Below are 23,919 nucleotides of genomic sequence, written 5' to 3' on the forward strand. Positions count from 1 at the left end.
GGCCGAACGTGTTCATCCCCTTGCATGACGGCGTCCCGCTTCGCTTCATGCGCGCGCCCTATGTCACTTACGCCCTGATCGGGCTGTGCGTCGGGCTCTACCTGCTGATGACGCTGCGCCAGGACTCTGACGGCCAGATCGCGATCGCTGCCGGCTTCGGCTTCATCCCCTCGGTGTTCTTCGGCGCGGCCCAGCTCCCGCCCGAAATCCTGCAGGCCCCCTCCTGGGCGACGTTGTTCAGCAACATCCTGCTGCATGCGAGCCTCGCCCACCTCGCCGGCAACATGCTGTTCCTCTGGGTGTTTGGCGACAATGTCGAGGACGCCATGGGACATGGGCGCTTCCTGGTGTTCTTCTTCCTCTGCGGTCTCGGCGGCTCGCTCGCGCATGCGCTGATGAACCCGGCCTCGGACCAGCCGCTGATCGGGGCCTCGGGCGCGATCTCGGGCGTCATCGCCGCCTATCTGATGCTCTATCCGCGCGTCCGGATCTGGGGGCTGGCCTTCAACTGGATCCCGCTGCATATCACCGCCCTCTATGCGATCGCGGCCTGGATCCTGTTCCAGCTCGTGCAGGGCTTGATCGACCCACAGGGGCATGTCGGCTGGTGGGCGCATCTTGGCGGGCTCGGAACCGGCGCTGCGCTGACGCCACTCTTCATCCATCGCGGCGTCGCGCTGTTTGGCCGCACGGTGCGGAGGTGAGCGCTGCGGTTTGGGCATCGTCAATGGGCGAGGGGCGGCGTTGACAAGCGCAAACGGGCGTCGTTACGGTCCCCCCGCATTCCAGCGAGAGCCGCGATGCCGCCATCCTGCCCGCCGATAGCGGTGCGGTCACGAGCGCGGCAATGATAGCTTCTTTTCTGAACGGTGATGAAGACGATGAAGATTCTCGTGCCCGTCAAGCGGGTTGTCGATTTCAACGTGAAGATCCGCGTCAAGGGTGACGGCTCCGGAGTCGAGCTGGCCAACGTCAAGATGTCGATGAACCCCTTCGACGAGATCGCCGTCGAGGAGGCGCTGCGCCTCAAGGAAGCGGGCAAGGCCACCGAGGTCGTCGTGGTCTCGATCGGTCCGGCCCAGGCCGCCGAGACGATCCGCACGGGTCTGGCCATGGGCGCCGACCGTGGCATCCTGGTCAAGGTCGACGGGACGGTCGAGCCGCTCGCCGTTGCCAAGCTCCTGAAGAAGGTCGTCGAGCAGGAGAGCCCGCAGCTCGTCATCCTCGGCAAGCAGGCGATCGACGACGACTGCAACCAGACCGGCCAGATGCTGGCCGCCCTGCTCGGCTGGCCGCAGGGGACGTTCGCGTCGAAGGTCGTGGCCGGCGACGGCGCGATCGACGTCACCCGCGAGGTCGATGGCGGCCTGCAGACCGTCGGCCTCAAGCTCCCGGCGATCGTCACCACCGACCTGCGCCTGAACGAGCCGCGCTACGCCTCGCTGCCGAATATCATGAAGGCCAAGAAGAAGCCGCTCGACGAGACGAGCGCCGAGGCGCTCGGCGTCGATGTCGCCCCCCGTCTCAAGGTTCTGAAGACCGTCGAGCCTGCTGGCCGCTCCGCCGGCGTCAAGGTCGGCTCGGTCGCCGAGCTGGTCTCGAAGCTGAAGAACGAAGCAGGAGTTCTCTGATCATGACGACGCTGCTTCTCGCCAAGCACGACAACAAGAGCCTCAACGAGGCCACCCGCAAGGCCCTGACCGCTGCCAAGGCGCTGGGCGCCCCGGTCCATGTCCTGGTCGCCGGCCACAACGCCAAGGCCGTGGCCGAGGCCGCTGCCAAGCTCGATGGCGTCGAGAAGGTTCTGCTGGCCGACGACGCGGCCTACGAGCATCGCCTGGCCGAGCCGCTCTCCGCGCTGATCGTTTCGCTGGCCGGCGCCTATGACGCGCTGGTCGCGCCCGGCACGACCACGGGCAAGAACGTGATGCCGCGCGTTGCAGCCCTGCTCGACGTGATGCAGGTCTCGGAAGTGACCAAGGTGGTCTCGCCCGACACCTTCGAGCGCCCGATCTATGCCGGCAACGCCATCCAGACCGTGCAGGCGGGCGACGCCAAGAAGGTCATCACCGTGCGCGGCGCTTCCTTCCAGGCAACCGGCGACGGCGCGGCCAGCGCCCCGATCGAGAGTATCGTGAGCGCCGGCAATGAAGGGCTGTCGAGCTTCAAGGGCGAGGAAGTCGCCAAGTCCGACCGCCCGGAGCTGGCCTCGGCCAAGATCATCATCTCGGGCGGCCGCGCTTTGGCCTCGGCCGAGAACTTCGGCAAGGTGATCGAGCCCGTCGCCGACAAGCTCGGTGCCGCGATGGGCGCCTCGCGCGCCGCGGTCGATGCCGGCTACGCCCCGAACGACTGGCAGGTCGGCCAGACCGGCAAGGTCGTGGCGCCGGACCTCTACATCGCCGTCGGCATCTCCGGCGCGATCCAGCACCTCGCCGGCATGAAGGACTCGAAGGTCATCGTCGCGATCAACAAGGACGAGGAGGCGCCGATCTTCCAGGTCGCCGATTACGGCCTCGTCGGCGATCTCTTCACTATCCTGCCCGAGCTCGACGCCGAACTCGCCAAGATCGGCAAGTAGGCTGCGATCGGCACCTAGCCCGCATCCTGCCGGAGACGGCTACGCAACAAGAACCGGGCTGCCGCCAAAGGCGGCCCGCACCGCTTCCGAAGGCGGAACGGTGACACCGGAGATGGAAAAGACCATGGCGGCTCAGGCGATCAAGACGATCGGCATCATCGGCGCAGGCCAGATGGGCAACGGCATTGCCCATGTGGCGGCGGTGGCCGGTTTCGACGTCAAGCTCCACGATCTCGCCGAGGAGCGCATCAAGGCGGCGCTGGCGACGATCGACGGCAACATGGCCCGCCAGGTCGCCAAGGGTGCGATCGACGACGCGGTCCGCCGCGACGCCATGGCAAAGATCGCGCCGGCTCCCGGGCTGGAAGGCCTCGCTGATTGCGACCTCGTCATCGAGGCCGCGACCGAGAGCGAAGAGACCAAGCGGAAGATCTTCGTCGCCGCCTGCCAGCACATCAAGCCCGACGCGATCCTGGCCTCCAACACCTCGTCGATCTCGATCACCCGCCTCGCCGCCGCGACCGACCGGCCGGAGCGCTTCATCGGCATCCACTTCATGAACCCGGTGCCGCTCATGCAGCTCGTCGAGCTGATCCGCGGCATCGCCACCGATGACGAGACCTTCGAGCTCGCCAAGGACTTCGTCGGCAAGCTCCACAAGACCGTCTCGGTCTCCGAGGATTTTCCGGCCTTCATCGTCAACCGCATCCTGCTGCCGATGATCAACGAGGCGGTCTACACGCTCTATGAGGGCGTCGGCTCGGTCGAGGCGATCGACACCGCGATGAAGCTCGGTGCCAACCATCCGATGGGGCCGCTCCAGCTGGCCGACTTCATCGGACTCGACACCTGCCTGTCGGTGATGCAGGTGCTCCATGACGGGCTGGCGGATTCGAAATATCGGCCCTGCCCGCTGCTGGTGAAGTATGTCGAGGCCGGCTGGCTCGGCCGCAAGACCAAGCGCGGCTTCTACGATTATCGCGGCGAGAAGCCGGTTCCGACGCGCTGAGGTGCGTCATTCTCGGGATTGACCCGAGAATCTCAGGACAGGAGCACGACTTTCCGGGATGCTCGGGGCAAGCCCGGGCATGAGGCTGTCGTGCGGCCTCATGCCCTGATGCCGGTTCCCCTTCACATTCCTGTCGTCTCGCGCTTACACTGATGGTGTAGCGGGATTCGTCCCGCTCGGATCAGCGGAGGTGCGATGGCGTGACGGCGCATGTGATGCATCCCATGGCCTCACCGGACGGTTGTCCGGCGCTGGTTCTCAATGCCGATTTTCGGCCCTTGAGCTACTATCCTCTCTCCCTCTGGAGTTGGCAGGACGCGATAAAGGCGGTCTTCATGGACCGCGTGAACATCGTCTCCGAATACGACACGGTGGTGCGCAGCCCGAGCTTCGACATGAAGCTGCCCTCCGTCGTTTCGCTCAAGACCTATATCAAGCCTTCGCGCACGCCGGCCTTCACGCGCTTCAACGTCTTCCTGCGCGACCGCTTCGCCTGCCAGTATTGCGGTACGCGCGACGAACTGACCTTCGATCACGTGATCCCGCGCTCCAAGGGCGGCATGACGACCTGGGAGAACGTCGTTGCGGCCTGCTCGCCCTGCAACCTGCGCAAGGGCGACAAGATGCCGGCGGCCGTCGACATGTTCCCGATGCAGAAGGCCTACGCCCCGACGGTCAACGACCTGCACCGCAACGGCAAGCTCTTCCCGCCGAACTACCTGCACGACAGCTGGCTCGACTATCTCTACTGGGATTCCGAACTGGAGCCGTGAGACGCGGTATTGTCCGTGTCCTGCGCCCGACGGCGGCGCAGATCGTGCCGGTCGGCAGGATTGTGCTCCCCCGGCGTGGCCGGGCGAAGCCCGCATGCGACCGCCTGAGAATGGCTGGGTGGGCGGAAGCGGCGAAGACCTTCCGGCTCGTACTCCCTCGACGATCTCGCGAGCATCAAAGATGATCGTTCGGCCAGCGAGGCTTCTCGGCGAAGTCGTTCCCGGCTGCGAGATGGATCCGCCATGAAACTGATGCTCTTGGGCGCGACGGGGCTGGTTGGGCAGCATGCCTTGCGGCTGGCGCTGGCCGATACTCGCATCGACCAGGTGATCGCTCCGGTGCGTCGTTCACTGCCGCAGCACTCCAAACTGCTCGCTCCAATCTTCGATTTCGAGGCGCTGGACGAAGATGCGAGCTGGTGGTCGGTCGACGCCGTGATCTGTGCGCTCGGCACGACGATCGCCGCAGCCGGTTCGCAGGCGGAATTCTACCGGGTCGATCATTACTACCCGATCGCCTGCGCCCGAGCCGCGCGCCGGCATGGAGCCACGGTTTTTGTTCTGAATTCCGCCAAGGGTGCGGATGTGACGTCGCGGTTTTTCTATAGCCGCGTGAAGGGAGAGGTGGAGCGTGACCTTGCCGGGCTCGATTTTGTCTCGCTGACGATCGTCCAGCCGGGGCTGATCGGCGGGGAGCGCAAGGAGTTCCGGACGGGCGAGCGTCTGGCGACGATCGCCCTGAAGCTACTCACCCCGATCCTGCCGCGCGCCTGGCACATCAATCCGGCCGACAAGATTGCGGCGGCCATGATCGAGGCCGCCGCGGCAGCAGAACCCGGGCGCCACGTCGTGGCGTCGAGCGAGCTGCTCTAGCGCGAGTTCGAGGCGGAACGCGCTCCCGCCATGTCTCCACCCGTCAGAGCACGGGCTCGACCTGCTTGCCGAGCTCCTCTGCGGAAGGAATGCGGCCGCCTTCGAACCAGTAGGCCGCTGCTGCGCGCGACATCGCGGCGCCATCGTGACCGATGCCATCGACGGTGATGAGCTGCCAGTTGCAGGGCACGCCGAGCCGGCTGGCCTCGGCGCGGGCGAAGTCCAGCATGAAATGAGCGCGGCCAAAGCGATGCGGCCCTTGCGCCAGTGCCTCGGGCTGTGCCGGGAGATTGGGATCGCTGGTGACGATGTCGCGATTGCCGGCGAAGATGATCATCGGATAGGCGAACCAGCGCGTCAGAGCGTCCGGATCAAGTCCGAGCCCGCCGAGGCCCTCCGGGAAGCGGCGCTCGAGCGTCGGCAAGGTGTACCAGCCTGGATTGGAGGCCATCGCCGCCTCGAACAATGCGCCGCCTTCCGTAGCAAGCATGCGATGCACGAACTGTCCGCCGGCCGAATGGCCGAAGATCCTGATGACCGGCTTGTCGATCACGCCTGCCGCACGCAGCGCATCGAGCACGCGGCCCGGCACGGCGTAGAGCCAGTCGGCGCGGGGCGCGATGGCTCCGTCGCCCGAGATCACCAGGCCGTTGTTGTAGCCCTCGGCCTTTGGAAAGGGCTCGTCCGGAAAGGTCGGCGCTACGATCAGCAGGTTGTGCTTCTCGGCGGCATCGATCCAGAAATCGCGATAGTCATCGCCGTTTCGCAGCATGCCGTGCTGCACGACGATGACCGGATCGTTCGGCGCATGCCGGGCCGGACGATAGCAGTTGACGGCGAGCGGCCGGTCCGGATGGCTCGCGTCGATGAAGGGCAGGGTGCTGCGCCCGACCGGCGGGTTCAGGGTCTTCGTGATCATGCGGCCTCCGGAGCCTTGTGCAAATGGCAGGCGGCGCTGCGACCGGGAGCGATCTCGGCCAGCGGAGGCCGGACCTCGCGGCAGACCGGCATCGCCTGCTCGCAGCGCGGGTGGAAAGGACAGCCCGGCGGCGGCGCCAGCGGCGAGGGCAGTTCGCCTTTCAGCGGCTGGAAGGCGCGCTTGCGCCGCGCCGCCGACGGGATCGCGGCGATCAGCGCCGCGCTATAGGGATGCGCCGGCTCGGCGAAGATGTCCGCCGCCGTGCCGACCTCGACGATACGGCCGAGATACATGATCGCGACCCGATCGCTGATATGGCGGACAAGGCCGAGATCATGGCTGACGAAGAGATAGGTCAGGCCGTGGCGCTCGCGCACATCCATGAACAGGTTGATCACCTGCGCCTGGATCGAGACGTCGAGCGCTGAGACCGGCTCGTCGCAGACCAGGAAATCTGGCTTCACGGCGAGCGCTCGCGCGATGCCGATGCGCTGGCGCTGGCCGCCCGAGAACTGGTGCGGGTAGCGCTCGCGATAGGCGAGATCGAGCCCGACCTCGCTCAGCGCCTGATCGACGGCCCCATCGATCTCGGCCTTGGGCAGCAGCTTGTGAACGCTCAGTGCCTCGCCGACGATACGGCTGATTTTCATGCGCGGGTCGAGCGAGGCGTAAGGATCCTGGAAGATCATCTGGACCTTGAGCAGGAAATCGAGCCGCTCCTTGCCCTTGAGACCCGCCACCGGTCGCTGCTCATAGACCACTTCGCCGGTCGTCGGCTTCAGGATGCCGGTGACGACGCGCGCCAGCGTGGACTTGCCGCAGCCGGATTCGCCGACGAGGCCCAGCACCTCGCCGCGTCTCACGCTGAGATCGATGCCGTCGACGGCGCGCAGCACGGGCGGCGCCGCGCCGCGCCCCGTCGCCATGAGAATGCGCTCGGCAATCGTCGGCTTGCGCCGGAAATGCTTGGTGATGCCCTTCAGTTCGACGATCGGGGCGCTGGTCGAAGCATTCATGCCGCTTCTCCCACCGGCACCGGATTATGGCAGCGGAAGCTGCGGGCGCCCTCGTCCACCGTCTCGGGGTCTCGCTCTGCGCAGATCGGCTGGACACGCGGGCAGCGCGGGCGGAACGGGCAGCCGCTCGGCCGGGCGTCGATACGCGGTGCGACGCCGTCGATCTGGTTGAGGCGCTCGCCCGGCGCGACATTGGCGGCGGAGGAGTTGAGCAGGCCGAGGGTATAGGGATGGCGCGGCGCGTCGAGCACCTCGTCCACCGGCCCGATCTCGACGACGCGGCCGGCATACATCACCGCCACCCGGTCGGCGAGCTCGGCCACCACGGCGAGATCATGCGTGATCCAGAGCACGGCCGTGCCGGTCTCGCGGGCGAGCTTCTGCACCTCGAACAGGATCTGGCTCTGGATGGTGACGTCGAGCGCCGTTGTCGGCTCGTCCGCGATGATCAGGTCGGGCGCATTGAGCAGCGCGGTCGCAATCGCGACGCGCTGGCGCATGCCGCCGGAAAACTCGTGCGGAAACTGCTTCAGTCGCGCTTCCGGCGAGGAGATGCCGACGCGAGCCAGAGCCTTCGCGGCCTCGGCGAGCGCCTCCTGCCGGCTGCAGTCGCGGTGCTCGAGAATTGCCTCGCTCATCTGCTCGCCGATGCTGAGCACCGGGTTCAGCGTCATCAGCGGGTCCTGGAAGATCATGGCGATGCGATCACCGCGCAGGTCGCGCAGGCGTTCCTCGGTCGCGGCGCGCAAATCCTCGCCGCCGAAGCTCACCGTGCCCGCGACGATCTCGCCGGGCGGATCGATCAGGCGCACCAGCGAGAAGCCGGTCACCGACTTGCCCGAGCCGGATTCGCCGACGAGCCCCAGCACCTCGCCCCGCGAGACGCTGAGATCGACGCCGTCGACGGCGGGCCAAGCGCCGTCGAGTGCATGGAAGACGGTCCTGAGACCACGGACCTCGAGCAAGGGGGCAGTTGCGATTTCACTCATGAGCGTACGTTGAAGCTGCGGCGCAGCCGGTCGCCGACGAGGTTGAGCGAGCCGATCAGCAGGACCAGCGCGATGCCGGGGAAGACCGCGATCCAGTATTCGCCGGAGAGCAGGAACTCGAAGCCGTTGGCGATCAGCAGGCCGAGCGAGGGCTGCGTCACCGGCACGCCGACGCCGAGGAAGGACAGTGTCGCCTCCAGCGTGATCGCACCGGCGATGCTGATCGAGGCCACGACCAGGACCGAGCCGACCGAGTTCGGCAGGAGATGCGCGATCATGATGTGCCGGGTCGGCAGGCCGAAATTGAGTGCCGCCTCGATGTACTCCTTGCGCCGCTCGACCAGCGCGGAAGCCCGCATCAGCCGGGCATATTGCGCCCATTGCACCAACACGATGGCGAGGATGACCTTGTCGACCCCGCGACCGATCGAGGCAAGCAGCACGAGCGCGATCAGGATCGAGGGGAAGCCGAGCATGAAATCGACAACGCGCATGATCACTGCATCGACGACCCCGCCGAATTGCGCGGCGATGAGTCCAGCCGAGATGCCGATGAACAGCGCGCCGAGCGTCGCGGTCAGCCCGACCATTAGGCTGGTGCGCAGGCCGTAGAGGATCGCGCTCAGCATGTCGCGCCCCTGCGAATCCGTGCCGAGCCAGTAGGTCATGCCGTTCATGCCGGCCTCGCCCGGTGGCAGCCGGTTATCCATCACGCTGAGCGAGGCAAGGTCATGCGGGTTCTGCGGCGCGATGACCGGCGCGAGCAAGGCGAGCGCGACCATGATGCCGAGCAGGATCGCGGCGCCGCGCGTCGTCGGCCGGTTGCGAATGCGGTGCAGGACCTTCTCACGCAGGGGCGTGTCGGCATGGGCCGGGACGGCGGAGGCTTTCGCCTTGGCGCTCATGCCATCTCTCCCGTCAGCTTCACGCGCGGGTCGAGCGCGGCATAGAGGATGTCGACGAGGAAGTTCACGGTGACGAAGAGCAGCGTCGCCAGCAGCACATAGGCGACCACCACGGGCCGATCGAGCTGGTAGACCGAGTCGATCAGGAGCTTGCCCATGCCTGGCCAGGCGAAGACTGTCTCGGTGATGGTCGAGAAGGCGACGAGGCTGCCGAACTCGATGCCGACGACGGTGACGACCGGGATCAGGATGTTGCGCAGCACATGCCGCCCGACGACGCGGCGCGGCCTGACACCCTTTGCCCGGGCGTATTTGACGTAGTCCTGGGTCATCGCCTCGGTCGTGCCGGCGGCGACGAGGCGGATCATCAGCGCCATCTGGGGGATCGCGAGGTTGATCGCCGGTAGGGCGAGATGACTAAGCCCGTCCCGGGTCAGCAGGCTGGTCTGGATGCCGAGGACAGAGACCGTCTCGCCACGCCCGGCCGTCGGCAGCCAGCCGAGCACGACCGCGAAGAGCAGGATCAGCATCATGCCCTTCCAGAAGCTCGGCAGCGAGAAGCCGAGGATTGTGCTGCCCATGATGATGCGCGAGGGGCGGCTGTCAGGATCGAGCCCGGCATAGAGGCCGAGCGGCACGCCGGTGACGATGGCGAGGGTCATCGAGAGCAGGACAAGCTCGAAGGTCGCCGGCAGGCGGCCGAGGATGAGCTCGATCGCCGGCACGCCATGCACGAAGGAGCGCCCGAGATCGCCCTTGAGCGCATTGCCCATGAAGACGAAATACTGCTGCCAGATTGGCAGGTCGAGGCCGAGGCGCCGGACCAGCGCCTCTCGCTCGGCCGCGCTGGCCGAAGGCGAGACGAGCAGCTCGATCGGATCGCCGATGCCGTAGACGGCGAAGAATACCACGACCGAGACCGCGAGCAGCACGAGCACGCTCTGGATCAGCCGTTGCAGGACATAGGCGGCCATGACGTGCGACCGGCTCCGCTGAATGGGTCACGGGCCGCCCTCGGCGGGCGGCCCGGCTTGTCGATGGCCTGTCGGCCGGCGGCTTACTTGGCTTTCGGCTTGACCGACATCGCCAGCATGAACTGGTCGGCGCGGCCCTTGACGTCGAGTTCGGACTTGAAGGCCCAGATGCCGCTCTCGAAGTGCAGCGGGATGAAGGCGTAGTCGTCGACGACGATCTTGCCGGCTTCCTGCAGCAGCTCAGAACGCTTGTTGTCGTCGAGCGTCGAGATCGCCTGGCGGATCACCTTGTCGAACTGGTCGTTCTTGTAGCCGCCATAGTTCGAACCGCCGATCGTCTTGGCCTCGTTCGGGGTCGGCGGCCACTGCCGCAGGAAGGAAGCGGCTTCGCCGGTGCCGGAACCCCAGCCGCCGATCGCGACAGAGAATTCCTTCTTGGCGCGGCGCGGGAAATAGATCGCCCGCGTCATGGCGTCGACCTCGGCCTTGATGCCGACCTGGGTCAGATACTGCGCGACCGCCTGGGTGATCTGGCTGTCGTTGATGTAGCGATCATTCGTGGTCGACAACGTGACCTGGAAGCCCTTGGGATAGCCGGCTTCGGCCAGCAACTTCTTCGCCTGCGCCGGGTCATAGGCCAGCTTGGGCGGGTTCGGCCGCGTGCCGAACATGCCGGTCGGCAGGTACTGGTAGGCGGGTTCCGCCGCGCCGTCCATGATGCGCTTGACGATGGCGTCACGGTCGATCGCCAGCGACATCGCCTGGCGGACGCGCAGGTCCTTCAGCGGATTCTTGCCGTCCTCGGCCTTGACGAAGGGGCTCTGGTCGCGGGCGACGTCGAGCTGGAAATAGACGACGCGGGTCGAGGGGGTGATGACATGGCCGAAACGCTTGTCGTCCTTGATCCGGCCGAGATCGCGCGCCGCCGGGTTTTCGATCACGTCGTAGTCGCCGGCGAGCAAGCCGGCGAGGCGCGGGCCAGCATTGGTCACCGGCAGGAGGCGGACCGTGGCCCACGGTTCGGCCTTGCCCCAATAGCTCGGGCTGCGCTCAAGCTCGATTGCCGAACCGCGCACATACGACTTGAGCTTGTACGGGCCGGTGCCGACAGCGAGCGTGCCGTCGTTGAAGCCGGTCACCGTCGGCCAGGGGCCGGTGACGCCGCAGTTCTTGGCGACGTCGTAGCTGATCGGGCCGTGCTCGACGATCGAAGCCGAGAGAATGCTCAGGCCCGAGAGCAGGTTCGGCAGCAGCGGCTCGGGTTCGATCGTGTTGATCACCAGCGTCTGCGGATCGGGCATCTCGACCGAGGCGAAATTGCCGGTGATGTCGGCGAAGGAATCCGAGACCTTGGTTTCGTTCTTCAGCGTGCGGCAGAAGGTGAAGACCACGTCCTCGGCCGTGAAGGGCTTGCCATTGGTGAACTTCACGCCGTCGCGCAGCTTGAAGGTCCAGCGGTTCTTGCCGTCGTTTTCCCAGGAGGTCGCGAGATTGGGATGCAGCTTCTGCTGCTCGTCCTGGCGCACCAGCGAGTCGAAGATGTGCTGGGCCAGCGCGTTGTTGGGGGTGAGATCGTGGTAATGCGGATCGACGGCCGTCGGCTCCGAAGCCAGCGCGATGCGCAGCGTCTGAGCCGAAACCGCCGTACCGGCGAGGCACGCGGCCGCGAAGGCCGCGAGGAAGAGAGGTTTGCGCATGATCAGGTCCGCTCCCGGTTGAAACCGCTTTTGACAGTTTTATTTTCGTCTAGTAGCAAACATGAAAATTTTCGAACGTCAATCGGGTAGCCGCGCATGTCACAGGGCCTGAAGCCGACGACGGATCTCTCCAACCGCATCGCGCAGATCTATCCCTCATTGAGCAACGGCCATCGCCGCGCCGCCGATTTCGTGCTGCAGCATCCGCTCGACGTCGCGACCATGACGATCGAGGGGCTGGCCGAGGGCAGCGGCACCTCAAACGCGACGGTAACGCGCTTCGTCCGGGCGCTCGGCTATGGCAGCTATGGCGAGTTCCGCGGCGCGCTCTCTGCCGCGCTGAAGTTCGCCCACGATCCGGTCGACAGCTTTGCCGGCGCGCGCTCGGCCGCCGGCTCGACCTTCGCGACCTTTGCGGCTGCCCTTGCCGATCAGGCCGCCAATCTCCAGGCGGCGCGCGACGGGCTCACGGAAGCTGCCGTGGCGCGGGCCGTCGAGCTTCTGCTCAAGGCTCCGCGCGTCTTCATCGCTGCCTCCGGCGCGAGCCATCATGTCGCATCCTTCCTCGAAGATGGGCTCGCACTCTATCTCGATGCCGACGTGATCTTCGCGTCATCTCGCACAGGGCCCGAGCGCGCCATCCGCCACATGATGTCGGCGAGGCCGGACGATCTCGTGGTAGCGATCTCGGTGCCGCGCTACTCCCGCGCGACGCTCGACCTCGCGAGCTTCGCCAAGAAGCGCGGCGCGGCGCTGCTGGTACTGACGGACAGCCCGACCTCTCCGCTGGCACCGATCGCCGACGTCACCCTGTTCGCGCCCGCCCGCAGCCGGCTGTTGCCGAACTCGCCCACGGCGGTCTTCGCCTTGGCCGATGCCCTGATCGCAGCCATCGCGCGCGAACGGCCTGACGCCGTCGAGGCGCTGAAGGAACTCAGCGAAAGCCTGCTCTGGACGTTCCACCAGTAGGTCGATACGGCCCGAGCGCCAGGGGCCCTCATGCGGCGGCCGCTGCGCGCTTCGCCGTCAGCTTCGCATGCCGCGCGATGCTGGCGGCAAAGAGCGGGGTCTCGCGATGATTGTGGTCCCCTCCGGCAGCCTGCCGCGCAGCCGCAGCCTCGTCGAAGGAGACATTGTGCTCCCGCAGGAATGCCATGAAGGCGTCGGTGGGGTGTGCGGTGACACGGTTGGTGTAGCGGCATGTCTTTTCGTCGATCGCTTCCGCAATCAACTCCCACACGACGTTGACCTGCGAGCGGCCATTGGGGGCGAAGACGTCCGAGATCGAGTTCATGCGGCAGTAGGTCTTTCCGGCCTCTTCCGCGACGTAGTGCTGAACGACGAGAGCGCTGCCGATCATTTCGACATTGATCGACATGCGGCGGCCATCATCGGTGACGGTCGTCCCGGCAGCGATATGGTCCGGCGGGCAGCAGCGCTGGTACTCGGCCTCGGGCAGATTGAAGAGCCAATCCGCGATGTCGACCTGCTCCAGCGGGACGTCCATATCAGCCGTGTAAGCTGACTGTGACAGGATGGCATCGATGATCTTCATGCTGGCTCTCCTCGTTTCGCCTGCGCCCGCCCGGCCAATCCGGAGCAGCGAAAGGAGGCTAGGAGGAGCATGCCGACGCGGGAATCCTACCTGCGTTTGGCCACCTCATACCGAGGTTTGCTGAGCCGAGGTCCGCCAGCGTGCTCGACAGCTCAACCTCAGGCGGCATCGCGGCCATTGCGCTGGCGCTGCACGGTCCTTCGGAAGGGTGTCGGCAGCCGACATCTGATCGATCGCCTGACCGCGGCGCTCCATTAGCGATGGCGTCTCGCTGCCAGCCCAAGAAGCTCAGCCGTCCTGACGAGATCCGGCAATGACCTGGCCGCCATCTTCTCCATGACGCGGCGCTTGTGAACTTTCGCCGTGATTTCCGACAGCCCCAGTTCGCCGGCGATCTGCTTGTTCATCAATCCGCCGATCGCGCAGGCCATCACCTCGCGCTCGCGCCCGGTGAGCGTGGCGTAACGTTCCGCCAGCTCGGTGCGATCACGGCTCGCATTGAGCTGGGCCTTGTCGGCGGCCAAGGCGCGTTCGATCGCGGCCAGCAGGATCTCGTCGTCGGCGGGCTTGGTGAGGAACTCGATTGCTCCTCCCCGCATCGCGCGGACAGTCATCGGGATCGTACCGTAGCCGGTCAGGAAGATGATCGGCAGCGCGAAGCCTGAACTGCGCAGCGTCTCCTGCACTGCGATGCCATTCTGTTCGGCCAGTCGCACGTCGAGCACCACGCAGGCCGGGCGGTGGAGTCGCTCGGCCTCGATCAATCCGTGGGCGTCGGCGTGCTCGACGGCGCCGAGACCCATCGATTGACACAGGCGCGACAAGGCCCGGCGCAGGGCCGGGTCGTCGTCGACGATGTGGACGGTCGCTTCCATGAGCCCGAGCAAATCACAACCTGCAGCCAATGCCCAAGGCCTTCAGGCAGCTCTCCAACTGTTCGGCCTCAAAGGGCTTGGTCAGATAGGAGGCTGCTCCGGCGTCCAGCGCTCGCTGCCTGATGATCTGGTTCGGATAAGCCGTCATCGCAATGACCGGCAGACGCGGCACCCGCTCTGCCAGGATCTGGATCAGCTCGATGCCGCCGATGCCGGGCATCTGCAGATCGGCCAGCACGCAGGACAGCGCCCGCAATCCGGCATAGGACAGGAGGGCCTGCGCACCCTCGAAGATCGCGGCATCGTATCCGATCGAACGGACGAGCCGGCCCAACGCGGTGCGGATGAACGCATCGTCGTCGACGATCCCGACCGTGAGAAGGGCTCTGGGCTCAGCCACGGGCGATCGGCACCGTGAAATGAAAGGCAGCACCGCCGCCCGGGGCGGGATCCACCCAGATGTCTCCGCCGTGGGCATCGATGCAGTTCCGGCAGATGGCGAGACCCATGCCGAGGCCGCCGGGCCTGCTCGAGCGGAATGGCTCGAAGATCGTCGCGCGACGTTCCGGCGCCACGCCTGGGCCGGTATCGGCCACGTCGACGACAAGCTGGGCGCCCTCGCTCCGGATGGCCAGGGTGATGTCGCGCTTGCCGGCCCGGCCCGCCATGGCCTGGGCCGCGTTGACGAGCAGGTTCACGAACACCTGCTGGATCTGGATGGCGTCTACGAGCGCGAGAGGCAAGTCATCCTCGGCTGCTAGATGGACAACGGCCCCATGGCTGCGCAGTTCGTTCTCGACAAGCAGGTTGGCGTTGCGTGCGACGTCGATGAGGTTGACGGGCGCGAAGTCGCCTGTGGCCTTGCTGAAGTAGGACGTCGTCCTGGCAACCACCTCCTTCGCCCGCGAGGCTTGCGAGACGACATCGCCCAGGGCGGCGCCGGCTTCCGCCATGTCGGGCTGCGGCAGCCGAAGGAGGCGTTGCGCAGCCTGCGCATTGGCGAGGATGGCTGCCAGCGGCGAGTTGACCTCATGGGCGATGGCGGCGCTCAGGGCATTGGCGGTCGCCATGCGCGAGGTCTTTGCTGCGTCCGTCTCCGCGGCCGAGAGGCGGGCCTGCGCCTGCTTGTATGCGGTCACATCGACCGAGGTCACGACGATGTTCGCAAAGCCGGCAAGGTCGCGCGGCAGCATGGCGGTGAAGAGCGTGTCGATCTCGCGGCCGGTCGCTGTCGTGATATGGGCCTCCGAACGAAAGAAGCGGTCGCCGCGGCCGAATGCCACCAGCCATTGCACGAAGGTCTGGTCGGTCTCGGGGAGAAGCCGGTCGAGCGGGCCGAGATAGTCCTCCTTTCCCGCTGCTCCGGTTTCCTCGAGCGTAAAGCTGTTGACGTCACGGATGAGCACCTGCGCCTTGAGCGCCCTCAACTCGTCCGGCCTGCTCGCGAAATAGCTTTCGAGATCGGTGACACCTGCGGTTCGCAAGGCCTTGACCGCCTCGCCGGCAGCCGTCCAATCCTCGCGCCACATCGAGATGCCGGCCCGTTCGAAAATCGCGGCGACGTGCTCGGCGCTCCGGCGCAGGCTGCGCATCAGGCGCGCTGCAAAGACCAAGGCGAGACCGGTCGCGACGAGCGCGATAGCCCCCAGCCATGGTGCCAAAGCATCCCCCTGTGCGATCTGCCAGGCCGCAAGGGCGGCGATCGCTGCAGGGCCCAGGATCAGCAGAGTCGCGCAGGCGACGTCCTTGGTCGCCGCCAGCCGATGGCGCGGGGCCGATGCGGACATCCAGGCGGGCAGGCTGCTTTCCTGGCCCGAGATGGCCGAGGATTCCGCCAGGCTCGGCCATCGTGAAAAAACTTGCCGCATCTGAACCGCTCCGAGCCGGTGTTAGCAAGCGCGCGCCCGGGGGTCTGCGATACACCTGTATAATAGCGCGCGACGTAACGTCACCGGAGAGTGCGGCCCATGGATATGCATGGGCACGGAGCGCAGAAATTCCCGCGGGCGGGTGTGCTGGCCACCTCGGCCGGACGCGGCTGGAACGGCATTGCCGCCGAGCTGCGATCGCACCCCGCCGGAGACCTCCCCTCGATCGTTCCGACGCAGATGGAGATCACGCTTGCGCTGCGCGGTGGCGACGGCGCGGTCGTCAGCCGAAAGGGAGCGGGCCAGCGGCAGTGTTCACCGGTGGAGCGGGACGCGATCTGGCTGTGTCCTGTCGGTGTTGGCGAAGACGAGATCCACATCTCAGCCCCGCTCGACGAGATCCTGCACATCTACCTGCCATCGGATCGCTTCGTGGCGCTGTCCGAGCTCTATGGCGACGGCGGCATCCGCGCCGACGCGATCCGCTATCTCGCCGGTCTGCGCGACCCTCTCATTCGACAGCTCGGATATGCGATCCATGAAGAACTCGAACGCGAGACATCCGCTGGACGGATGCTGGTCGAGGCTGCGGCCCTGGCGCTGACCGCGCGGGTTGTCCAAGCCTATTCGCATGATCGGACCGAGAAGCCGTTGCCGCAAGCCGGGAACGGCTGCTCCCCCCGGATCAGGCGCGTGATCGGGTTCATTCGCGACAATATCGAACGCGATCTGTCGCTCCGCGAGCTGGCCGACGTCGCCTGCCTCAGCCCGTTTCATTTCGCGCGCGTCTTCAAGCGGGTCACGGGCAAGACGCCGCACGGCTTCGTCGGCGCAGAGAGGTTGGCCGTTGCGAGGAGGCTCCTGGCCGACCAAGGCCTGCCGCTCGTGACGATTGCGCATCGCTCGGGCTTTTCGAGCCAGGCTGCCTTCAGCGCATCGTTCAAGAGAACGACCGGCTTCTCGCCCGGTGCGTATCGCCGCCGGCTCGCATAGGCGCAACAGCGCCTGCTCGCGAAAGAACAGAGCAAGCCGGCGAAAGACACAGCGGCAACGACCGCGTCGTCTAGGGCCCAATACAAATCGGGCCACAGGACGCGCGCTCACACTCGGTTCGCCGGCGCTGCTGCCTCGATCCCCCACGACACAACCAGGTGAGGACTTGAAACATGCCCTTCGTCAAAACCAGCGACGGCACGGAAATCTTCTACAAGGACTGGGGCCCGAAGGACGCGACGCCGATCATGTTCCATCACGGCTGGCCCTTGTCCGCCGATGACTGGGACAACCAGATGATGTTCTTCCTGCTCCACGGCTATCGGGTCATCGCCCATGATCGGCGAGGGCATGGGCGCTCGACGCAGACCTTCTCCGGCAACGAGATGGACACCTACGCCGCGGATGTCGCGGCTTTGACGGACGCGCTGGATCTCAAGGGCGCGATCCATATCGGCCATTCCACCGGTGGCGGCGAAGTCGCGCACTACGTCGCCAGGGCAAAGCCCGGACGTGTCGCCAAGGCCGTGCTGATCGGCGCCGTGCCACCGATCATGGTCAAGACGGCGGCCAATCCCGGCGGGTTGCCGATCGAGGTCTTCGACGGATTTCGCAAGGCGCTCGTCGATAATCGCGCCCAGTTCTTTCTGGATGTGCCTGCCGGCCCGTTCTACGGCTACAATCGGCCGGGCGCGAAGGTCGATCAGGGCGTGATCTACAACTGGTGGCGCCAGGGCATGATGGGCGGTGCCAAGGCCCATTACGATTGCATCAAAGCCTTCAGCGAGACCGACTTCACGGAAGACCTCAAGGCCATCGACCTGCCGACACTGGTGATGCACGGCGACGACGATCAGATCGTGCCTTATGCGGACTCGGCGCCCTTGTCCGTGAAGCTGCTCAGCAAGGGCACGCTGAAGACCTATCAGGGGCTGCCACATGGGCTCTGCACGACCCACCCCGAGGTCGTGAACCCGGACCTGCTCGCGTTCATCAAGGGCTGACGAGACCATGAGCGAAGCGGCAGTGCCCCGGACGATCGTCCTCATCCACGGCGCCTGGCTCAACAGCCTCAGCTGGGAGAAGTGGAAAGCCCATTACGAGGCCCACGGCCATTCGGTGCTCGCACCCGACTGGCCGGGCGCTGCGGGCGCCCCGGCGCAGCTGCGCGCGAACCCTCCTGCCGAACTGACCAAGCATGGTCCCCGCGAGATCGTCGAACATCTTGCGGGGATCGTCTCTGCGCTGCCCACGCAACCGATCCTCATCGGTCATTCCGCCGGTGCGGTGTTCGTGCAGCACCTGCTCGATCGCGGTCTCGGCTCTTCCGGCATCGCGATCAACCCCGCTCCGACGCCCGGCGTGATCCCCGGGCTCGACTCGCTTGTGTCGGCCTGGCCGGTTCTGGGCGATCCGTTCAGCGGCAAGAAGGTCATGCAGATGACCCCGCGCTTCTTCGCACGGCGTTTTGCAAACACGCTGTCAGCCGAAGAGGCGCCTCGGCAGTATGACCGCTACATCGTGCCAACCGCCGGCAAGGTTTACTGGGATGGCGTCCTGGCCGGTGGAGCAGGCCCGATCAACTGGGCCAGCACGATCAGACCGCCGCTCCTGCTGATCGGCGGCGGCCAGGACAAGATCGCCGATCCCGGCACGACGCAGCGCATCTTCGAGAAGCAGAAGCGTGCCGCGAGCCCGACCGCGTTCCGGCTGTTCGCTCAGCGCTCGCATTGGACCTGCATGGATCCCGGCTGGGTCGAGCTGGCCGATCTTGCCCTCGACTGGGCCCGTACCGCATCGGTGCGGGCATCATGAGATGTCCCATCATCGTCGGTGACGGGCGTGGCGCGGCTCTTGCGGCGGCCTGCGCCGGAATTCTGCTGGCGCTCGCTGAGCCCGCCTTCGCGCATGTGAAGTGGTTCGCTCCCTACATCGTCAATGCGCCGCCGCAGACGCTCTGGCAGGTGCTTGCCGACCGCTGGTTCTGGACCGGTACCGTGCTCGTCACGGTTTTCTTCCTGCTGACACGGGCGATCGAAGGGAGCCGCTACGGCGAAGTCCTTCATCGCGGGCTCGATGGGTTGACGGCGCCGCTCTGGCATCGGCTGGACGACTATGTGCGCGTCACGGTCGGCGCCTTCTTCGTGGCCATCTTCTCCGTCGGCGGAGTCTACCTGACCCCCGACCTGAAGACCCCGGCGGAATGGGTGTCCTGGCTCCAGCTCGCCATTGCCGCCTGCATCTTCTTTCGCGCGACCATGCCGCTCGCGGGCGCCGGCATCGTGTTGCTGTGGCTCCTGGCGCTGCGGGACTACGATCTGTTCCATCTCTTCGACTATCTGGCGCTGGGGCTGGGTGTTGCCGGCTATCTCATCCTCGAACCTTCGCGGAACGAGGAGTGGCGATCGCATCGCTTCGAGGTGCTGCGCTGGGGCCTCGCGATTGCGCTGATGTGGTCGAGCCTCGAGAAGTTCGCCTTTCCGTCCTGGTTCGATCCGATCGTCGACGAGAAGCCTTTTCTCACCTTCGGCATGCCGCGCGATGCCTTCATACCGATGGCTGGCGTCGCCGAGTTCACGATGGGCTTCGGGCTGATCTGGACGCCCCTGATCCGCCGGCTGTCGGCCGTCGCACTGCTCGTCATCTTCACCGCGGCCGTCTGGCCCTTCGGCCGGATCGACCTCATCGGACATGGGCTGATCATGGCGATCCTCGTCGCAGTCGCCTGCGATCGCTGTCGCAAGACGCGCTTCCTGCCGGATCTGAAAGCGCATCTGCCGGCGATCCCGCTTGGGATCGCCTGCGCCCTGGTGCTGTTCGCGGGAGCCTATTGGGGGCTACACACAACGATCTATGGCCAGGATGGTGCCGCCGAGGCTCGGGCGGGCGATCGTTCGACGCATTCCTACAGCCAGGAGCACCCGCACGGCCCCGGCGCGCCAGCCAGCAGTGGCGCTGCGCAACGGCGGTAATCAGCTCTCGCACAGCGCCAGGCGCGGTCACGGTCTTGCATAATGATAGGACTCCTATACATTATGCGTCATGGAAACGCCGGCGAACCCGACAAGCATTGTCCAGCGGCTGCGCGAGGCCTTGGCCCGCGTGGCGACGGCGATGCGTGTCGACGACTGGGAGCGGGCGAAGCAGGCCGGCATCAATCCGACGCAGCTGGCGATCCTGGATCTGCTGGAAGGGCGCGCGAAGGGGTTGGGGGTCAAGGATATCGCTGCCCATCTCGGCGTATCCCAACCGACGGCGACGGATTCGATCAACGCACTCGACCGCAAGGGGCTGGTCGAGAAGCTTCCCTCGCCCGCCGACCGGCGGGCGGTGGCGGTCAGGCTCACGGCCGATGGCGCGGCGCTGTCGCGCAAGGACGACGCAATGGATGGTGCCGCCAACCAGGCGATGGGCGCGCTTCCAGTGGAGGAGCAGGAGAGGCTGCTCCTGACCATGGTGAAACTGATCCGCGAGCTGCAGGAGGCCGACGCGATCCCGATCCAGCGCATGTGCGCAAGCTGCAAGTACTTCGCGCCCTTCGCCCATCCGGGCGCAGCGCAACCGCATCATTGTCGTTTCGTGGACGCCGCGTTCGGCCAGCGGGAGCTCCGCATCGACTGCCGCGACCACGAAATCGCCGACCCCGCCGCCCGGGCTGCCACCTGGGACGCATTCCAGGCGGGATAACCACCCCTCCAGGCAACACAGAGAGGAAGACAAGATGTTCAGGACATTGATAGCCGGCGGGCTCGTTGCCGGAGCGGCGGCACTTTGCCCGCTTCCGGCCGCTGCGCACTCGATCAAGGCGGAGCCGAAGCAGGCGGTGCAGGCCTCCTTCGACATCATCGAGACCACGATCGTGACGCGCGGCGACAAGGCCGTCTTCACCACCCGCGTGCGCGGCGAGGCCGGCAAGGACAAGCCCGATGCGACAGGCAAGTTCGAGGGCTCCAGCGTCTACGCCTATGTCTGGCCGACGACGCTGAACAGCGCCGAGATCGGCTTCGAGAAGGACCAGGGCATCGTCGCGCTCGCCGTGACCTTTCACCCAGACTTCGACGACGCCGCCTATGGCGGCAAGAACCGCCATATCTGGCATCCGCACTGGGTCGTGCTGGCGCAGGACAAGGCCTGCGGCGCTGGCCTCAAGGTCATCGACATTCCCAATGGCGCGAAGCCGAAGGTCCCGCCGACCTGGCCGAATGTCCCGCTGCTGATCGACAGCCCCGAATATCCGACGACCTTCAAGGGCGACAGCGTCGATGTCGAGATTCCGGTCGCGCTGATCAGCGGCATCAAGGGCGCGTCCTTCGACGGCGTCACGGCCGGCCTTAGGGTCAACGGCAACCTGCACGCGCCGCTGCTCTGCGTCAGCGACGTCTTCAAGGTCGCATCGGGCGATCTGCGCCTGCCCGGCAAGGTCGCGCCCGCCAGGTGACGCGGATCGGTTAAGGGCATCGCGCCGGTTCGCCGACTGCCATCGACGAACCGGCATATCCTCCCCCTCCAGGCAATCGAAGAGAAAGAACATGGACAGACCTAGCTTGAGTGTTCCGGCAGTGGCAAGCCTCGCACCGCTCGCGCCCGAACTCGCCGTCAGCGAATGGTTCAACACCTCGACCCCGCTGACCCTGGCCGCGCTGCGCGGGCGACCGGTCTTCCTGCATGCCTTCCAGCTGCTCTGCCCGGGCTGCGTCTCGCAGGCGATCCCGCAGGTGCAGCGCATCGAGCGAGTCTTTGCCGGCAGTGACCTGCAGATCATCGGCCTTCACACCGTCTTCGAGCACCACGCCGCGATGTCGCCGGTGACTCTTCGCGCCTTCCTGCACGAGTACCGGCTGAAGTCGCCGGTCGCGGTCGATCTCGCCGAGGAGGGGAGTGACATCCCGGCGACGATGCGGCGCTATCGCTTCCTGGGCACGCCATCCTCGGTTCTCATCGGCCGCGACGGACGCATCGTCCATCATGCGTTCGGCGTCGAGGACGACATCGCCGTCGGCGCGCGGATCGCCTCGGCCTTGTCCGCCCCTCGACCCTTGCAGGAGACCAAGGGAAGCGACGACGCTGGGGCTTGCACTGAGGGCCGTTGTGCCTTGCCGGGCGCCGGGCTTGCAGCGGAGTGAGCGCGATGACCAGGAGCTGTCTTGCCCTGCGCCACGTCCATTTCGAGGATCTGGGCTCCTTCGCCGCGCCGCTGGCGGAGGCGGGCCTCGCGATCGCCTATGACGATGTCGGGGCGCCAGGCTTCTGCAGCGGAGATCCCTTGGCGCCGGATCTGCTCGTCGTGCTCGGCGGCCCGGTCGGGGTCTATGAGGATGAGGGCTATCCGTTCCTCGCCCGCGAGCGCGCCTTCATCGCGGCGCGGCTTGCGGCGGGGCGCCCCACCCTCGGGATCTGCCTGGGCGCCCAGCTCATCGCCTCGGCACTCGGAGCGCGCGTGTTTCCGACCGGTCTCAAGGAGATCGGCTTTTCGAAGCTGACGCTGACGGCTGCCGGGCAAGCCAGCCCGTTGAAGCATCTTGCCGATATCCCGGTGCTTCACTGGCATGGCGATACCTATGCGCTGCCGCCGGGGGGCGGGAACCTCGCCTCGTCATCCCTCGTGGAACAGCAGGCCTTCGCAATCGGGCGCAACGTCCTTGCCTTGCAGTTCCACGCCGAGGCGGGAAGCGGCAGCATCGAGCCCTGGCTCGTCGGCCATGCTGCCGAACTGGCTGCAGCGCGGATCGATCTCGCAGCGCTTCGCCAGGATTGGGCGGAGCACGGCCGACGGCTCGGTGCTGCTGCGGCGCTGATGCTCGAGGAGTGGTTGCAGCAGATCCGGTCGTGACAGGGTCCCACATGCGCCCTGCACCGCACCGGTGTGGCGGTGGCAATTCGCCCGGAAGTGGATCTTCCCGGTGTCCTCTAAGGGTCGGAAGCAGAAGCGTTCGGCAGTTAGTCAGAGGTTGCGTTGGCACGGGTCGCACCGACCTTGAACACATCGGAAACCGGGAGATCGGCATACAGCTTCGCAGCGGCCGCGATATGGTTCGGAACATGGCCCAAGAAGGCCAACAGCAGCTTATCGACCTGTTCGGGCGCGAAGCTGTCCGGTTTCTCGCAGAACGCCGCATAGCGTTCCAAATCGTCGAGCCAGTCGGTCATGTGAAATGCGACATCACGGGCGGCCTCCGGAGGCAACGCCATCTCTGTCCGCGCCGCATGTTCAATTCTTGCTCGAATGCGCTCAGCGTCAAACATCACCGCCCCTCATTGGCTGCGAGCGATTATGTGGACGGTGACGCGTCCTGACAACTTCCGCAACGGGTCGAACTATGACATTGCCTGCCACTGCATGATGAGCGAACCTATCGGCCATGTTACTGCGGTTGCTCTTTGGTGGCGCGACGGACAAGTAAGAATGCTCGGAAGGTCCCTTGCTGCCACAGCTGTGGTCGTTGCTCTAGTTGTCGCTGGGGCGCGGCAATCTGCGGAGCTTAGATGTGAAGCGTCCTCCCCCAAGACCCTTGATGACGTTGTCGATATCGCTCGCAAGAGCGTTTTGGCAAAGGGGCCATATACCGACCCTGCCTCAGAGCGGCTTTTGAATTCTGACGAATTTAAACGCGTTTACACGGACGATTACCCTCTTGGTTGGAAAATAACTCCCTACAATTCTAGTGATTTCGTTGGGCATATTGCTAGACTTAGATTTGATGATGGAGAATTCGATGGCAACGTCTACGTAAATGTGAATTCCTGCGGAAGTGTAACGCTATCGGAATTTGGTTCATGGCCTCGGAGCGGCAGCGTTCGATAGCGTCCGCGACGGGTCGGAAGCGGTCAATGAAGCTGCTAATTGATCAGTCATGAAAGCGCCTCGACCCATAGCAGCAGCCGTTGGCGCCGT

The 23,919-nt window shown here is 65.8% G+C and carries 26 protein-coding genes; 15 read left to right on the forward strand and 11 right to left on the reverse strand.

What is annotated here, in order from left to right:
- Positions 1 to 8: 8 nt before the first annotated feature.
- From VGN82_RS08865 to VGN82_RS08890, 6 genes are all read left to right on the forward strand, one after another.
- Positions 9 to 704 carry a rhomboid family intramembrane serine protease gene (locus VGN82_RS08865; RefSeq protein WP_327526643.1) on the forward strand — a complete coding sequence of 232 codons (696 nt, stop codon included), beginning with the start codon at positions 9 to 11 and terminating at the stop codon, positions 702 to 704.
- Between the two features lie 177 nt (positions 705 to 881).
- Entirely contained in the window at positions 882 to 1,631 is a 750-nt protein-coding gene (locus tag VGN82_RS08870; protein WP_327526644.1) for an electron transfer flavoprotein subunit beta/FixA family protein, read from the forward strand.
- 2 nt (positions 1,632 to 1,633) lie between these two features.
- Entirely contained in the window at positions 1,634 to 2,581 is a 948-nt protein-coding gene (locus tag VGN82_RS08875; RefSeq protein ID WP_327526645.1) for an electron transfer flavoprotein subunit alpha/FixB family protein, read from the forward strand.
- Between the two features lie 112 nt (positions 2,582 to 2,693).
- Entirely contained in the window at positions 2,694 to 3,590 is an 897-nt protein-coding gene (locus VGN82_RS08880; protein ID WP_327526646.1) for a 3-hydroxybutyryl-CoA dehydrogenase, read from the forward strand.
- Positions 3,591 to 3,805: 215 nt separating this feature from the next.
- Positions 3,806 to 4,363: an HNH endonuclease gene (locus tag VGN82_RS08885; protein WP_327526957.1), complete on the forward strand. Its 558-nt coding sequence runs from the start codon at positions 3,806 to 3,808 to the stop codon at positions 4,361 to 4,363.
- A gap of 291 nt (positions 4,364 to 4,654) precedes the next feature.
- Entirely contained in the window at positions 4,655 to 5,236 is a 582-nt protein-coding gene (locus tag VGN82_RS08890; protein WP_414644242.1) for a Rossmann-fold NAD(P)-binding domain-containing protein, read from the forward strand.
- A 43-nt stretch (positions 5,237 to 5,279) separates the two neighbouring features.
- Here VGN82_RS08890 and VGN82_RS08895 read toward each other — a convergent pair whose 3' ends face one another.
- The 6 genes from VGN82_RS08895 to VGN82_RS08920 form a co-directional block, all read right to left on the reverse strand.
- Positions 5,280 to 6,155, reverse strand: a complete 876-nt coding sequence (locus tag VGN82_RS08895) for an alpha/beta hydrolase (RefSeq protein ID WP_327526647.1) — start codon at positions 6,153 to 6,155, stop codon at positions 5,280 to 5,282.
- Positions 6,152 to 7,171: an ABC transporter ATP-binding protein gene (locus tag VGN82_RS08900; RefSeq protein WP_327526648.1), complete on the reverse strand. Its 1,020-nt coding sequence runs from the start codon at positions 7,169 to 7,171 to the stop codon at positions 6,152 to 6,154. The genes VGN82_RS08895 and VGN82_RS08900 overlap by 4 nt, the downstream gene beginning before the upstream one ends.
- Positions 7,168 to 8,160 carry an ABC transporter ATP-binding protein gene (locus VGN82_RS08905; protein WP_327526649.1) on the reverse strand — a complete coding sequence of 331 codons (993 nt, stop codon included), beginning with the start codon at positions 8,158 to 8,160 and terminating at the stop codon, positions 7,168 to 7,170. The genes VGN82_RS08900 and VGN82_RS08905 overlap by 4 nt, the downstream gene beginning before the upstream one ends.
- Positions 8,157 to 9,065, reverse strand: a complete 909-nt coding sequence (locus VGN82_RS08910) for an ABC transporter permease (protein WP_327526650.1) — start codon at positions 9,063 to 9,065, stop codon at positions 8,157 to 8,159. Before VGN82_RS08910 ends, VGN82_RS08905 begins: the two co-directional genes overlap by 4 nt.
- Complete coding sequence (locus VGN82_RS08915; protein WP_327526651.1) at positions 9,062 to 10,039, reverse strand: ABC transporter permease; 978 nt, start codon at positions 10,037 to 10,039, stop codon at positions 9,062 to 9,064. The genes VGN82_RS08910 and VGN82_RS08915 overlap by 4 nt, the downstream gene beginning before the upstream one ends.
- Before the next feature lie 83 nt (positions 10,040 to 10,122).
- Complete coding sequence (locus VGN82_RS08920; RefSeq protein ID WP_327526652.1) at positions 10,123 to 11,736, reverse strand: ABC transporter substrate-binding protein; 1,614 nt, start codon at positions 11,734 to 11,736, stop codon at positions 10,123 to 10,125.
- Positions 11,737 to 11,832: 96 nt separating this feature from the next.
- On the opposite strand from VGN82_RS08920, the gene VGN82_RS08925 reads away from it, so the two are divergent.
- A complete protein-coding gene (locus VGN82_RS08925) occupies positions 11,833 to 12,705 on the forward strand; it encodes a MurR/RpiR family transcriptional regulator (RefSeq protein ID WP_327526653.1) in 873 nt (290 codons plus the stop codon).
- Between the two features lie 28 nt (positions 12,706 to 12,733).
- Here the strand turns inward: VGN82_RS08925 and VGN82_RS08930 are convergent, their stop codons facing one another.
- The 4 genes from VGN82_RS08930 to VGN82_RS08945 form a co-directional block, all read right to left on the reverse strand.
- Positions 12,734 to 13,291, reverse strand: coding sequence for a hypothetical protein (locus VGN82_RS08930; RefSeq protein ID WP_327526654.1), 558 nt, complete (start codon positions 13,289 to 13,291; stop codon positions 12,734 to 12,736).
- A 254-nt stretch (positions 13,292 to 13,545) separates the two neighbouring features.
- Positions 13,546 to 14,166 (reverse strand): response regulator transcription factor, encoded by a 621-nt coding sequence (locus tag VGN82_RS08935; RefSeq protein ID WP_327526655.1) that lies wholly within the window; start codon positions 14,164 to 14,166, stop codon positions 13,546 to 13,548.
- A 13-nt stretch (positions 14,167 to 14,179) separates the two neighbouring features.
- Positions 14,180 to 14,566: a response regulator transcription factor gene (locus VGN82_RS08940; RefSeq protein ID WP_327526656.1), complete on the reverse strand. Its 387-nt coding sequence runs from the start codon at positions 14,564 to 14,566 to the stop codon at positions 14,180 to 14,182.
- Complete coding sequence (locus VGN82_RS08945; protein WP_327526657.1) at positions 14,559 to 16,034, reverse strand: sensor histidine kinase; 1,476 nt, start codon at positions 16,032 to 16,034, stop codon at positions 14,559 to 14,561. Before VGN82_RS08945 ends, VGN82_RS08940 begins: the two co-directional genes overlap by 8 nt.
- 99 nt (positions 16,035 to 16,133) lie before the next feature.
- On the opposite strand from VGN82_RS08945, the gene VGN82_RS08950 reads away from it, so the two are divergent.
- The 8 genes from VGN82_RS08950 to VGN82_RS08985 all read left to right on the forward strand — a co-directional run bounded on the left by VGN82_RS08950 (position 16,134) and on the right by VGN82_RS08985 (position 22,857).
- The gene (locus VGN82_RS08950) at positions 16,134 to 17,027 is read left to right on the forward strand and encodes an AraC family transcriptional regulator (RefSeq protein ID WP_327526658.1); all 894 of its coding nucleotides are present in this window, start codon (positions 16,134 to 16,136) and stop codon (positions 17,025 to 17,027) included.
- Between the two features lie 173 nt (positions 17,028 to 17,200).
- Positions 17,201 to 18,031 (forward strand): alpha/beta fold hydrolase, encoded by an 831-nt coding sequence (locus tag VGN82_RS08955; protein WP_327526659.1) that lies wholly within the window; start codon positions 17,201 to 17,203, stop codon positions 18,029 to 18,031.
- Positions 18,032 to 18,038: 7 nt separating this feature from the next.
- On the forward strand, positions 18,039 to 18,842 hold the full coding sequence (locus tag VGN82_RS08960) for an alpha/beta hydrolase (protein WP_327526660.1): 804 nt from the start codon (positions 18,039 to 18,041) through the stop codon (positions 18,840 to 18,842).
- Positions 18,839 to 19,999, forward strand: coding sequence for a hypothetical protein (locus tag VGN82_RS08965; protein WP_327526661.1), 1,161 nt, complete (start codon positions 18,839 to 18,841; stop codon positions 19,997 to 19,999). Before VGN82_RS08960 ends, VGN82_RS08965 begins: the two co-directional genes overlap by 4 nt.
- A 142-nt stretch (positions 20,000 to 20,141) precedes the next feature.
- Positions 20,142 to 20,714, forward strand: a complete 573-nt coding sequence (locus VGN82_RS08970) for a MarR family winged helix-turn-helix transcriptional regulator (RefSeq protein ID WP_327526662.1) — start codon at positions 20,142 to 20,144, stop codon at positions 20,712 to 20,714.
- A 34-nt stretch (positions 20,715 to 20,748) separates the two neighbouring features.
- Positions 20,749 to 21,465, forward strand: a complete 717-nt coding sequence (locus VGN82_RS08975) for a hypothetical protein (RefSeq protein WP_327526663.1) — start codon at positions 20,749 to 20,751, stop codon at positions 21,463 to 21,465.
- A 91-nt stretch (positions 21,466 to 21,556) separates the two neighbouring features.
- Positions 21,557 to 22,150: a redoxin family protein gene (locus VGN82_RS08980; protein WP_327526664.1), complete on the forward strand. Its 594-nt coding sequence runs from the start codon at positions 21,557 to 21,559 to the stop codon at positions 22,148 to 22,150.
- Between the two features lie 5 nt (positions 22,151 to 22,155).
- Positions 22,156 to 22,857 (forward strand): glutamine amidotransferase, encoded by a 702-nt coding sequence (locus tag VGN82_RS08985; protein ID WP_327526665.1) that lies wholly within the window; start codon positions 22,156 to 22,158, stop codon positions 22,855 to 22,857.
- Between the two features lie 107 nt (positions 22,858 to 22,964).
- On the opposite strand, the gene VGN82_RS08990 is transcribed toward VGN82_RS08985, so the two are convergent.
- On the reverse strand, positions 22,965 to 23,270 hold the full coding sequence (locus VGN82_RS08990) for a hypothetical protein (RefSeq protein ID WP_327526666.1): 306 nt from the start codon (positions 23,268 to 23,270) through the stop codon (positions 22,965 to 22,967).
- Positions 23,271 to 23,919 lie beyond the last annotated feature (649 nt).

Source organism: Allobosea sp. (assembly GCF_035999205.1).
In the GTDB taxonomy this organism is placed as follows: Bacteria; Pseudomonadota; Alphaproteobacteria; order Rhizobiales; family Beijerinckiaceae; genus Allobosea.

What these genes read in the sequence shown, in the direction of transcription:
- VGN82_RS08870 (WP_327526644.1), top strand. Translation starts at nt 882, where the DNA reads ATGAAGATTCTCGTGCCCGTCAAGCGGGTTGTCGATTTCAACGTGAAG.
- VGN82_RS08875 (WP_327526645.1), top strand. Translation starts at nt 1,634, where the DNA reads ATGACGACGCTGCTTCTCGCCAAGCACGACAACAAGAGCCTCAACGAG.
- VGN82_RS08880 (WP_327526646.1), top strand. Translation starts at nt 2,694, where the DNA reads ATGGAAAAGACCATGGCGGCTCAGGCGATCAAGACGATCGGCATCATC.
- VGN82_RS08885 (WP_327526957.1), top strand. Translation starts at nt 3,806, where the DNA reads ATGCATCCCATGGCCTCACCGGACGGTTGTCCGGCGCTGGTTCTCAAT.
- VGN82_RS08895 (WP_327526647.1), bottom strand. Translation starts at nt 6,155, where the DNA reads ATGATCACGAAGACCCTGAACCCGCCGGTCGGGCGCAGCACCCTGCCC.
- VGN82_RS08900 (WP_327526648.1), bottom strand. Translation starts at nt 7,171, where the DNA reads ATGAATGCTTCGACCAGCGCCCCGATCGTCGAACTGAAGGGCATCACC.
- VGN82_RS08905 (WP_327526649.1), bottom strand. Translation starts at nt 8,160, where the DNA reads ATGAGTGAAATCGCAACTGCCCCCTTGCTCGAGGTCCGTGGTCTCAGG.
- VGN82_RS08910 (WP_327526650.1), bottom strand. Translation starts at nt 9,065, where the DNA reads ATGAGCGCCAAGGCGAAAGCCTCCGCCGTCCCGGCCCATGCCGACACG.
- VGN82_RS08915 (WP_327526651.1), bottom strand. Translation starts at nt 10,039, where the DNA reads ATGGCCGCCTATGTCCTGCAACGGCTGATCCAGAGCGTGCTCGTGCTG.
- VGN82_RS08920 (WP_327526652.1), bottom strand. Translation starts at nt 11,736, where the DNA reads ATGCGCAAACCTCTCTTCCTCGCGGCCTTCGCGGCCGCGTGCCTCGCC.
- VGN82_RS08925 (WP_327526653.1), top strand. Translation starts at nt 11,833, where the DNA reads ATGTCACAGGGCCTGAAGCCGACGACGGATCTCTCCAACCGCATCGCG.
- VGN82_RS08930 (WP_327526654.1), bottom strand. Translation starts at nt 13,291, where the DNA reads ATGAAGATCATCGATGCCATCCTGTCACAGTCAGCTTACACGGCTGAT.
- VGN82_RS08935 (WP_327526655.1), bottom strand. Translation starts at nt 14,166, where the DNA reads ATGGAAGCGACCGTCCACATCGTCGACGACGACCCGGCCCTGCGCCGG.
- VGN82_RS08945 (WP_327526657.1), bottom strand. Translation starts at nt 16,034, where the DNA reads ATGCGGCAAGTTTTTTCACGATGGCCGAGCCTGGCGGAATCCTCGGCC.
- VGN82_RS08950 (WP_327526658.1), top strand. Translation starts at nt 16,134, where the DNA reads ATGGATATGCATGGGCACGGAGCGCAGAAATTCCCGCGGGCGGGTGTG.
- VGN82_RS08955 (WP_327526659.1), top strand. Translation starts at nt 17,201, where the DNA reads ATGCCCTTCGTCAAAACCAGCGACGGCACGGAAATCTTCTACAAGGAC.
- VGN82_RS08960 (WP_327526660.1), top strand. Translation starts at nt 18,039, where the DNA reads ATGAGCGAAGCGGCAGTGCCCCGGACGATCGTCCTCATCCACGGCGCC.
- VGN82_RS08965 (WP_327526661.1), top strand. Translation starts at nt 18,839, where the DNA reads ATGAGATGTCCCATCATCGTCGGTGACGGGCGTGGCGCGGCTCTTGCG.
- VGN82_RS08970 (WP_327526662.1), top strand. Translation starts at nt 20,142, where the DNA reads ATGCGTGTCGACGACTGGGAGCGGGCGAAGCAGGCCGGCATCAATCCG.
- VGN82_RS08975 (WP_327526663.1), top strand. Translation starts at nt 20,749, where the DNA reads ATGTTCAGGACATTGATAGCCGGCGGGCTCGTTGCCGGAGCGGCGGCA.
- VGN82_RS08980 (WP_327526664.1), top strand. Translation starts at nt 21,557, where the DNA reads ATGGACAGACCTAGCTTGAGTGTTCCGGCAGTGGCAAGCCTCGCACCG.
- VGN82_RS08985 (WP_327526665.1), top strand. Translation starts at nt 22,156, where the DNA reads ATGACCAGGAGCTGTCTTGCCCTGCGCCACGTCCATTTCGAGGATCTG.
- VGN82_RS08990 (WP_327526666.1), bottom strand. Translation starts at nt 23,270, where the DNA reads ATGTTTGACGCTGAGCGCATTCGAGCAAGAATTGAACATGCGGCGCGG.